General features: G+C 72.4%; 11 protein-coding genes. 8 read left to right on the top strand and 3 right to left on the bottom strand.

All coding sequences use genetic code 11. The features are described from left to right. The 4 genes from ACPC54_RS41685 to ACPC54_RS41670 all read left to right on the top strand — a co-directional run. Nucleotides 1–93 (top strand): acyl-CoA dehydrogenase family protein (locus tag ACPC54_RS41685; RefSeq protein WP_385590041.1); only part of this gene is annotated, 93 nt, incomplete at its 5' end. A 157-nt stretch (nucleotides 94–250) separates the two neighbouring features. Next, nucleotides 251–1,111, top strand: coding sequence for an oxidoreductase (locus ACPC54_RS41680; RefSeq protein ID WP_498972937.1), 861 nt, complete (start codon nucleotides 251–253; stop codon nucleotides 1,109–1,111). A gap of 47 nt (nucleotides 1,112–1,158) precedes the next feature. Continuing rightward, complete coding sequence (locus ACPC54_RS41675) at nucleotides 1,159–1,635, top strand: GNAT family N-acetyltransferase (protein WP_498972935.1); 477 nt, start codon at nucleotides 1,159–1,161, stop codon at nucleotides 1,633–1,635. 47 nt (nucleotides 1,636–1,682) lie between these two features. Further along, a complete protein-coding gene (locus ACPC54_RS41670; protein WP_498972933.1) occupies nucleotides 1,683–2,357 on the top strand; it encodes a class I SAM-dependent DNA methyltransferase in 675 nt (224 codons plus the stop codon). On the opposite strand, the gene ACPC54_RS41665 is transcribed toward ACPC54_RS41670, so the two are convergent. Next, a complete protein-coding gene (locus ACPC54_RS41665; RefSeq protein ID WP_498972931.1) occupies nucleotides 2,354–2,722 on the bottom strand; it encodes a MerR family transcriptional regulator in 369 nt (122 codons plus the stop codon). The genes ACPC54_RS41670 and ACPC54_RS41665 overlap by 4 nt on opposite strands. Before the next feature lie 135 nt (nucleotides 2,723–2,857). Between ACPC54_RS41665 and ACPC54_RS41660 the strand changes: the two genes are divergently transcribed. After that, complete coding sequence (locus ACPC54_RS41660) at nucleotides 2,858–3,352, top strand: peptidylprolyl isomerase (RefSeq protein ID WP_498972929.1); 495 nt, start codon at nucleotides 2,858–2,860, stop codon at nucleotides 3,350–3,352. Between the two features lie 116 nt (nucleotides 3,353–3,468). On the opposite strand, the gene ACPC54_RS41655 is transcribed toward ACPC54_RS41660, so the two are convergent. Continuing rightward, nucleotides 3,469–3,951 carry an LbetaH domain-containing protein gene (locus ACPC54_RS41655; protein ID WP_498972927.1) on the bottom strand — a complete coding sequence of 161 codons (483 nt, stop codon included), beginning with the start codon at nucleotides 3,949–3,951 and terminating at the stop codon, nucleotides 3,469–3,471. A 37-nt stretch (nucleotides 3,952–3,988) separates the two neighbouring features. After that, entirely contained in the window at nucleotides 3,989–5,272 is a 1,284-nt protein-coding gene (locus tag ACPC54_RS41650; RefSeq protein WP_498972925.1) for an LCP family protein, read from the bottom strand. Nucleotides 5,273–5,644: 372 nt separating this feature from the next. On the opposite strand from ACPC54_RS41650, the gene ssuE reads away from it, so the two are divergent. From ssuE to ACPC54_RS41635, 3 genes are all read left to right on the top strand, one after another. After that, the gene (gene ssuE, locus ACPC54_RS41645) at nucleotides 5,645–6,202 is read left to right on the top strand and encodes an NADPH-dependent FMN reductase (RefSeq protein ID WP_498972923.1); all 558 of its coding nucleotides are present in this window, start codon (nucleotides 5,645–5,647) and stop codon (nucleotides 6,200–6,202) included. A gap of 311 nt (nucleotides 6,203–6,513) precedes the next feature. Continuing rightward, nucleotides 6,514–7,299 carry an ABC transporter ATP-binding protein gene (locus ACPC54_RS41640; RefSeq protein ID WP_498972921.1) on the top strand — a complete coding sequence of 262 codons (786 nt, stop codon included), beginning with the start codon at nucleotides 6,514–6,516 and terminating at the stop codon, nucleotides 7,297–7,299. A gap of 17 nt (nucleotides 7,300–7,316) precedes the next feature. After that, entirely contained in the window at nucleotides 7,317–9,887 is a 2,571-nt protein-coding gene (locus ACPC54_RS41635) for an ABC transporter permease (RefSeq protein WP_498972938.1), read from the top strand. The last annotated feature ends 183 nt before the right edge of the window (nucleotides 9,888–10,070 follow it).

The following is a 10,070-nucleotide window of genomic DNA, read 5'->3' as shown; positions in this document are numbered from 1 at the left end:
CTGGAGCGGATGATGCGGGACGCGAAGATCACGCAGATCTACGAGGGCACCAACCAGGTCCAGCGCATCGTGATGGCCCGCAACCTGCCGTAACGGCCGTACGGCCTCGCGCGAACTCCCGGAGCCCCCGGCCGAGCCAGTCTCGGCCGGGGGCTCCGGCGTTTCCGGGCGCGGCCGTTCCGGACTCGCCGGTCTGGTGTATGAATGATCGTCAACTTCCCTGTGGTTCAGCAGAGTACGGAGGAACACGATGACCGAGCACCAGGAGACCGCCGGCCGGGTCTGGCTGATCACCGGCGCCAACTCCGGTTTCGGCCAGGCCATCGCCGAGGCCGCGATAGCCGCCGGCGACACCGTGGTCGCCGCCGCCCGCCGGCCCGAGACGCTGTCCGGGCTGGTGGCCGCCCACCCCGGCCGGGTCGTCCCGGTCCGCCTGGACGTCACCGACCAGGCGCAGATCGCCGCCGCCGTCGAGGAGACGCTCGCCCGCTTCGGCCGGGTCGACGTGCTGGTCAACAACGCCGGGCGCGGCGTGATCGGCGCCGTCGAGGAGTCCACCGACGGGGAGCTGCGGGACCTCATGGAGCTGCACTTCTTCGGCCCGGCCGCGCTCACCCGGGCCGTGCTGCCGCACATGCGGGCCCGGGGCTCGGGCGCGGTGGTGCAGATGAGCAGCATGGGCGGCCGCTTCTCCTTCCCCGGCGTGGGCGCCTACTCGGCGACCAAGTTCGCCCTGGAGGGGCTGTCCGAGGCGCTGGCCAAGGAGGTGGCCGGCTTCGGGATCAAGGTGCTGATCGTCGAGCCCGGCGCCTTCCGGACCGGCTTCGCGGGCGGCGGCGCGCTCGCCCACTCCGCCCCGATCGAGGCGTACGAGCCGATCGTCGGCCCGGTCCGCACCGGGCTGCCGGACAGCGACGGCAAGCAGCCCGGCGACCCGGTGAAGGCCGCCGAGGCGATCCTGGCCGCCCTGGCCGCCGAGCCGACCCCGCTGCGGCTCGCCCTCGGCAGCGACTCGGTGGACGGTGTCCTCGGCAACCTCGACGGCGCCCGCGAGGAACTGCGGGCCTGGGAGGCGGTCGGCCGCGGCACCGACTTCCCGGCCGGCGCCTGACGAAAATCCCGCGACGGCGGGCGGCCACGCTCCCTAGGCTGCCCGCCGTGCCCTCCTCCACGCTGAGCCTCGCCGAACTCACCCCCGCCACCATCGACGCCGCCCTCGCCCTGCGGGTGCGCCCCGACCAGGAGCACCTGGTCGCGTCGGTGGCCAGGTCGCTCGCCGAGGCGTACGTGCACGGTGACACCGCCTGGCCCCGGCTGATCCTGGACGGCGGGCGGCCGGTCGGCTTCGTGATGGCCTTCTTCGACGTCCGCTTCGACCCCGAGCGGCCGGACGACCGCCCCCGCTCGGGCCTGTGGCGGCTGCTGATCGACGCCGGGCAGCAGCGCGGCGGCTACGGCCGCTTCGCCGTCGAGCAGGTCTGCGCCGAGGTCCGGCGCCGCGGCGGCACCCGCGCCACCGTCACCTACCACCCAGGGCCGGACGGCCCGGAGGCCTTCTACGCCCGCCTGGGCTTCCGCCCGACCGGCGAGTTCAGCGGCGACCAGGTCGTCGCCGAACGGGAGTTGGCGCCGTAAGCCGTCCGGCGCAGTCGGCCGGTCCGGCGCCGATAGGGTGCCGGACCATGACCGAGCCGGACTTCCTCACCTCCGCCAGGGCGTTCTACGACGCCGTCGCCGTCGAGTACACCGACATGTTCGGGGGCCTGATGGCCTCCTCCCCGATGGACCGGGCGTTCCTCGGGCTGTTCGCCGAGCTGGTGCGGGCCGAGCGGCCGGACGGCAAGGTCGCCGAACTCGGCTGCGGCTCGGGCCGGGTGACCGGCCACCTGCACGCGCTCGGCCTCGACGTGTCCGGTGTCGACCTCTCGCCGCGGATGGTCGAGCTGGCCCGGCGGGACCACCCGGAGGTGCCGTTCCGGGTCGGTTCGCTGTTCGACCTCCCGTACGGGGACGGCGAGTTGACCGGCGCAGTGGCCTGGTACTCGATCATCCACACGCCGGCCGAGCAGCTGCCGCCGGTCTTCGCCGAGTTCGCCCGGGTGCTGGCCCCCGGCGGCTACCTGGCGCTGGCCTTCCAGGTCGGCGACGAGCCGTCCCGCCAGGACCGCCCGTTCGGCCACCCGGTGTCGCTGGACTTCCGCCGGCTGCGGCCCGAGCGGGTGGAGGAACTGGCCCGGGAGGCCGGGCTGCCGGTCATCTCCCGGACGGTCCGCGAGCCGAACGCCGGCCGGCGGACCCCGCAGGCCTACGAGAAGACCCCGCAGGCCTACCTGCTGGCCCGCAAGCCGGCGGTCTAGGCCGCGGGATCCGCGGAGGCCCCGGCGATCACGTCGTCCAGCACGTCCCGCGAGCGCACCAGCTCGGTGATCATCCGGTCGATCCGGGCCCGCTCCGCGACGAGTTCGTCGACCAGCAGCGGGGTGGCGATCGCGCTGGGGCCTCCGTCGCCGTCCCGCATGCAGGGGAGGAGCTTGAAGATGGTGCGGCTGTTCAGCCCGGCCGCGAACAGCTCCTGGATGTGGACCACCCGGTCCACCGCCGGCTCCGGGTACTCCCGGTGGCCGCCCTGGGTGCGCCGGGCGACCAGCAGGCCCTGCTGCTCGTAGTAGCGCAGCGAGCGCTCGCTCACCCCGGTGCGCCGGGCCAGTTCACCGATCTTCACGCCGTCCACCCCGCCCGTCCGATCGAAGGCTTCAACCCGCCATGGATGGTAGCCCCGCCGGATAACACGCCGACCCGACCCCGGGCCCCGAGGGGGTGGCGCGCACGGCCCGGCCGGTCGTGCCATGATCCCTGCATGGCTTCCAACGTTTTCTTCGACATCGAGATCGACGGCGTGCCGTCGGGCCGCATCGTCTTCAAGCTGTACGACGACGTCGTCCCGAAGACCGCCCAGAACTTCCGCGAGCTCGCCACCGGCCAGAACGGCTTCGGCTACGAGGGCTCCGGCTTCCACCGCGTGATCCCCGCCTTCATGCTGCAGGGCGGTGACTTCACCAACCACAACGGCACCGGCGGCAAGAGCATCTACGGCGAGAAGTTCGCGGACGAGAACTTCGAGCGCAAGCACGACCGCCCGGGCCTGCTGTCGATGGCCAACGCCGGCCGCAACACCAACGGCTCGCAGTTCTTCATCACCACCATCGTGACCGACTGGCTGGACGGCAAGCACGTCGTCTTCGGCGAGGTCGTCGAGGGCATGGACGTGGTCAAGCTGATCGAGTCCAAGGGCTCGCAGAGCGGCCGCACCTCGGCCAAGATCACCATCGCCAAGTCGGGCGTGGTCGAGTAGTCACCGTTCCTCCGGAGCGGATGACGCGTACCGCCCCGGAGTGGGAAGTCGGCAGGTCCGACTTCCCACTCCGGGGCGGTGGCGTTCTGGGCGCCGCCGGGGGGTCGGCCGGCCCGCTACCCGGCGTGCGGCACCGCCCCGCCGACCGCCTGGGCCGGCACCCAGCCCTCCCGTACGCCCACCTTCCGCGCCGGCACCCCGGCCCAGACCTCGCCGGGCCCGGTCGAGCGGGTGAGCACCGCGTTGGCGCCGACGACGGTGCCCGCGCCCACGGTCAGCACCCCCTCCTTGCACACCACCTTGGCGCCCGCGCACAGCACCGCGCCGTCCTCGACCACCACCCGCCGCATCGGGCTGAGCTCCTGCGGCACCCACGGGTCGGCCCGGCCGACGGTGACGCCGTTGTAGAGCGTCACGCCGGCGCCGAGCGTGGTGTACGGGTGCAGCACGGTGCCGAAGCCGCGGTGGAAGACGGTCAGCCCGGGCCCGATCTCGCAGGCGGCGGGCACCTCCATGCCGTAGAGCGCGAGCGCCTCCTGGACCAGGCGGCCCAGGAGGCGGTGGCGTCGGCGGTAGACGAGTGCGGAGACGAGTGACATTCACACATTGTGACGTCACGAGTACTTCACGTCACCGTTACTTGAAGTCCGGCACGGCGGTGTCGTTCTTGAAGGCGTCGAAGACCTGCTTGGACTTGGCGGCGTCCCACTGCACGGCCGACTCGCCGGTCTTGGTCCGGAAGTCCGGGTTGCCGATCGGCACGGTGAGGCTCTTGCCGCTGCCGCCGTTGACGTCCTTCATGGCGAGGAACATCGAGCCGAGGTCGGTCAGTCCGCAGTCCTCGTCGACGATCAGGGTGCCGAGCGCCGAGTCGACCAGCGGGTAGAAGGTGAACGGGTCCAGCAGGTTGCCGGGGGAGGCGGCCTGGTGGGCCAGCGCCCCGAGGAACTTCTGCTGGTTGCGCATCCGGCCGAGGTCCTGGTCGGCCATCTGGTGGCGCTGGCGGACGAAGGCGAGCGCCTGCTTGCCGTTCAGGGTCTGGTCGCCGGCCTTGAGGTCCAGGCCGGAGTCCTTGTCCTGGATGTCCTTGTCGATGTGCATCTCGACGCCGCCGATCGAGTCGACGATGCCCGCGAAGCCGGCGAAGCCGATCTCCGCGTAGTGGTCGATGCGGATGCCGGTGTTCTGCTCGACGGTCTGCACCAGCAGGCGGCCGCCACCGTTGTTGAACGCCGAGTTGATCTTCGACGTGGTGGCCTTGACGGTCTTGCCGTTACTGCCCTGGTGCTCCGGGATCGGCACCCAGGAGTCGCGCGGGATGCTCATCAGGGTGTTCCCGCCGTCCCCGATGTGCAGGACCATCATCGAGTCGCTGCGCTTGCCCTCGACGTCGTGGCCGGTGTGCATGTCGTCCATCTGGGCGTCGGTGAGGCCCTCGCGGCTGTCCGAGCCGACGATCAGCCAGTTGGTGCCCTTCCCGGCCGCCGGGCGGCCCGGGTAGTCGGCCAGCACGTTCTCGTGGTTGAGCTTGGAGTCGGCCCAGAACCAGGTCGAGACGGCCGTCACCATGACGGCGATCAGCACGCCGAACACCGACCACTTGACGATCCGCCGCCGCGGCCAGCGCCGGGCCGGCGCACCGGCCGGCCGTGCCCCGCCGGGCCCGCCCGGACGCCCGGGGCCACCGGGCCCGCCGGGCCCGCCCGGGTACCCCCCGCCGGGCCGCGCGTCCGGGGCACCCGTCCCCTGCGCCGGGACGCCGCCGGCCGGCCGGGGCGGCTCCGGCCGCCCCGGCGCGGGCGCCCCCGCTCCGCGCGGGTTCAGCGAGGCGGGCAGCGGCGGCTCGGCCGCCCCGCCTCCGCGGTTGCCGCCGTACGGGTTCCCGCCGCCCCCCGGGCGGCCCTCCTGCCAGGTGTTCATGCCGACGAGGATGCCCGACCCCGCCCGCGCTGACTCCCCTCGGGGTGCCCTCCGGGCCTCTTGTAGCAGTTTTGATGCACGTACCGGATCGTTCCGCCGTAACGTCCGGACACCCGCCGTTCCTGGTGCCGAAACGTTTCTTGACCTGCTCGAACACGCCGTGTTTGCATCGGCGGCATGGTTCAGCGTTGGGCACTCACGCGTCGGCGGCACGTCGACCTGCGCCGTGGTGTGGCCTGCTCGCTGTGTCGCGGCTGAGGCGCGCCCCCGGCGCGTCCTCCGGAGCACGACCCCTCGGAGCGCGATCCGCCTCCGAGCGCGACCTCGCAGGCGCCTCCGAGCACACGCCCCCCTTCCAGCCAGAGGTGAACCATGGCCACCGTCCTGTCCGTGTCCGGCTCCCCGTCCGCGACCTCCCGCACCACCCGCCTGCTGCGCCACGTCGACGCCCAGCTCGTCGACCGCGGTCACCACGTCGTCCCGTTCGAGGCCCGCAGCCTGCCCGCGCACGCACTGCTGTCCGGCGACTTCGACCACCCCGGGATCGTCGCCGTCACCGAGCTGTTCGCGCGGGCGGACGGCGTGATCATCGGCACCCCCGTCTACAAGGCCGCCTACTCGGGCCTGCTGAAGGCCCTGCTGGACGTGCTCCCGCAGTACGCCCTGGCCGGCAAGGCCGTCCTGCCGCTGGCCACCGGCGGCTCGCCCGCGCACGTCCTCGCCGTGGACTACGCGCTGCGCCCGGTGCTCAGCTCGATGGGCGCCGGCCACATCACCCAGGGCTGGTTCGTGCTCGACCGCCACATCACCACCAGGGAGGACGGCGCCACCCTGGTCGAGCGCGAGAGCGACGCACTGCTGACCCCGGTGGTGGCGGGCTTCGCGACGGCCCTCGAACGGCTCTCCGTACCCGCACTGACCAGCGGCTGAACCCCCGTACGGGGCCTCCCCGAGAAGCGCCGCGCCGACCCCTAGGGGGAGGCGCGCCGCACCCCGTAGAACCTTGGTTGAAGCGCTTCATTCCGGCGGAGGACGAGCGCCGCGCCGCCCGCTCCTAACGTGGTTCCTACATCCCCACCCGCCGGAAAACGGTCCGGTCCGCCCGGATACGGCGACCCGGTCCACCGGGAGGGTGGGGACAACTCCCGGTCGAGGACTACCGCCAGCGCCATGTCGCGGGAAGGGCGGGCCGCACGAGGCTGGGGACACACGGGTGAGCGCATCTTCCATAGGAGACTCCAGTGACGACGGCAACAGCCGTGTTCGACCCCCAGCTTCCCGGCGGAGAGTCCGCCGTCGCGGCCTCCGCCCGCCAGGTCACCAAGGCGTACGGCTCCGGCGAGACCAAGGTCACCGCGCTCGACGCGGTCGACGTCGACATCCAGCGCGGCCGGTTCACCGCGATCATGGGCCCCTCGGGCTCCGGCAAGTCGACCCTGATGCACTGCCTGGCCGGTCTCGACACGGTCAGCGCCGGGCGGATCTGGATCGGTGACACCGAGATCACCGGCCTCAAGGACAAGCAGCTGACCAGACTGCGCCGCGACAAGATCGGCTTCATCTTCCAGGCGTTCAACCTGCTCCCGACCCTGAACGCGCTGGAGAACATCACGCTGCCGATGGACATCGCCGGCCGCAAGCCGGACCAGGCCTGGCTCGACCAGGTCGTCGAGACGGTCGGCCTGGCCGGCCGGCTCAAGCACCGCCCGACCCAGCTCTCCGGCGGTCAGCAGCAGCGCGTCGCGGTGGCCCGGGCACTGGCCGCCCGCCCCGAGATCATCTTCGGCGACGAGCCCACCGGTAACCTCGACTCCCGGGCCGGCGCCGAGGTGCTGACCTTCCTGCGCCGCTCCGTCGACGAGCTGGGCCAGACCATCGTGATGGTCACCCACGACCCGGTCGCCGCCGGCTACGCGGACCGCGTGCTGTTCCTCGCCGACGGCGTGATCGTCGACGAGATGCACGCGCCCACCGCCGACTCCGTCCTCGAACGCATGCGCCGTTTCGACGGCAAGCGCACCAGCTGAGCGGGCGGGACGACGCGATCATGCTGCTCAAGACCTCACTGCGGAGCTTCTTCGCCCACAAGGGCCGGATGGCGCTCTCGCTCATCGCCGTCGTGCTGTCGGTGGCCTTCGTCTCCGGCACCCTGGTGTTCTCCAACACCGCGACCAGCACCTTCGACAAGCTCTTCGCCGCGACCGCCTCCGACGTCTCCGTCCAGCCGCCCAAGCCGGACGACGACGAGGAGCAGCAGGCCGCCGCCAAGCCGCCGACCGTCCCGGTCGCGCTCGCCCAGCAGATCGCCGGGCTGCCCGGGGTGAAGACCGCCGTGGGCCAGGTCATGGTCTCCAACGCGATCCTGGTCGACCCGGCCACCAACAAGCTGGTCGGCCCGACCCAGGGCGCGCCCACGCTGATCGGCAACTGGACCGACACCCCGCGCAACGCGCTGCGCATCACCTCCGGCCACGCCCCGCAGGGGCCGGGCGAGCTGGTGCTGGACGCGGACACCGCCAAGAAGGCGAAGCTCGGCCTCGGCGACCACGTCCGGGTGGACAACTCCGGCGGCAAGCACGACTTCGCCGTCGCCGGCATCGCCACCTTCACCACCACCAACCCCGGTGCGGCGCTGGCCTTCCTGGACACCGCGACCGCCCAGCAGGTGCTGCTCGGCGAGCAGGCGTACACCTCGGTCGAGGCCTTCGGCGACGGCAGCCGCGGCAACGACCAGCTCAAGGCCGACGCGGTCGCCAAGGTCGGCGCCGGTTACCAGGTGAAGACCGCCGCCGAGCAGAAGGACGAGAACACCAAGCAGGTCGGCAGCGGCCTCGACTTCATGAAGTACGCGATGCTCGGCTTCGCGTTCGTCTCGGCCATCGTCGGCGCCTTCCTGATCGTCAACACCTTCTCGATGCTGGTCGCCCAGCGCACCCGGGAGATCGGCCTGCTGCGCGCCATCGGCGGCAGCCGCCGGCAGGTCAACCGCTCGGTGCTGGTCGAGGCGCTGATCCTGGGCGTGCTCGGCTCGACGATCGGGGTCGGGGCGGGCCTGGGCGTCGCGGTCGGCCTGATCAAGCTGATGAACGCGATCGGCATGGACCTCGACGCGGCCGACCTGCAGATCGGGCCGGACGTGTTCATCGCCGGCTACTCGCTGGGCATCGTGGTCACCCTGGTCGCGGCCTTCTTCCCGGCCCGCCGGGCGAGCCGGATCTCGCCGATGGCCGCGCTGCGCGACCACGGCACCCCGGCCGAGGGCCGGGCCAACGTGATCCGTACGATCGTCGGCCTGCTGCTGACGGCGGGCGGCGCGGCGCTGCTGGTGCTCGGTGCGGGCGCCGACAAGGCGGCCACCGGCGGGCAGTACCTGGGGCTGGGCGTGGTGCTCACCCTGGTCGGCTTCGTGGTGATCGGCCCGCTGCTGGCCTCCGCGCTGATCCGGGTGCTCGGCGCGGTGCTGCCGGCCCTGTTCGGGCCGTCCGGCAAGCTCGCCCAGCGCAACGCGATGCGCAACCCGCGCCGCACCGGGGCCACCGCCGCCGCGCTGATGATCGGCCTGGCGCTGGTGATCGCCTCCTCGGTGTTCAGCTCCTCGGCCGTCACCTCGGCCAGCGCGCAGATCGACCGGTCGGTGGGCGTGGACTTCATCATCCAGGGCGGCCGCACCGAGGTCACCCCCGAGATGCTGGACATCGTGCGCCGCACCCCGGGCGTCGACCACATCACCACCCAGAAGTTCTTCACCGCGAAGCTCCAGCTGGCGGACGGTCAGAAGCCGAAGAACCAGCTGACCGCCGTGCCGCCGGCCTTCTTCGGCAGCGATTTCCACCCGAGCGTCGACTCCGGCGCGGTGGATTCGATCGAGCGCGGCTCGATCGGGATCGGCGCGGTCTTCGCCAAGGACCACAACCTCAAGGTCGGCGACCAGGTGGCCGTCGACTACGGCAAGGGCCGCACCCAGACCCTGCCGGTGGGCGTGGTCTTCAAGAAGGGCGAACTGTTCGGCGACGGCTCCTTCGTGGCCATGGACACCATGGCCAAGGCCGTCCCGGCCGCCGAGCAGCCGCCGGTGTGGACCTTCTTCGCCAAGGCCTCGGCCGGCGCCGACGTCGCGAAGACGCTGACCGCGCTGGAGGACGGGCTCAAGGAGTTCCCGCAGCTGAGCATCAAGGACCAGGCCGGCTACAAGGAGATGGTGCAGTCCCAGATCAACACGCTGCTCTACCTGATCTACGGGCTGGTGGCGCTCTCCATCACCGTCGCGGTGCTCGGCGTCGTCAACACCCTGGCGCTGTCGGTGGTCGAGCGGACCCGGGAGATCGGCCTGCTGCGGGCGATCGGGCTCTCCCGCCGCCAGCTGCGCCGGATGATCCGGCTGGAGTCCGTGGTGATCGCGCTGTTCGGTGCCGTCCTGGGCGCCGGGCTCGGCCTGGCCTGGGGCGTCACCGCCCAGCGGGTGCTGCGGGACCAGGGCCTCGGGACGCTCTCCGTCCCGGGCGTCACGATCGGCGTCACGCTGGCCGCCTCGGTGGTGATCGGCCTGTTCGCCGCCCTGATCCCGGCCTTCCGGGCCGGGCGCATGAACGTCCTCGCGGCGATCGCGACGGACTGACCCGGGGTCACGGGGGAGCCCGGGTGCGGGGGAAACGGGGGAACGGGGGAACGGGGGAACGGGGGAACGGGGGAACGGGGAGCGGGGGCCGGGGGGGGCCCCCCCCCGCCCCCCCCCCGCGCCCCCCCCCCCACCCCCGGGCTGTTAGGGCCATGTTAACCCCCCGCGGGCCCCCCCGGCCCC

The sequence above is a fragment of the Kitasatospora sp. NPDC094028 genome (genome assembly GCF_049543595.1).
Taxonomy (GTDB): domain Bacteria; phylum Actinomycetota; class Actinomycetes; order Streptomycetales; family Streptomycetaceae; genus Kitasatospora.
This window is presented reverse-complemented; position numbering and strand designations above follow the sequence as displayed.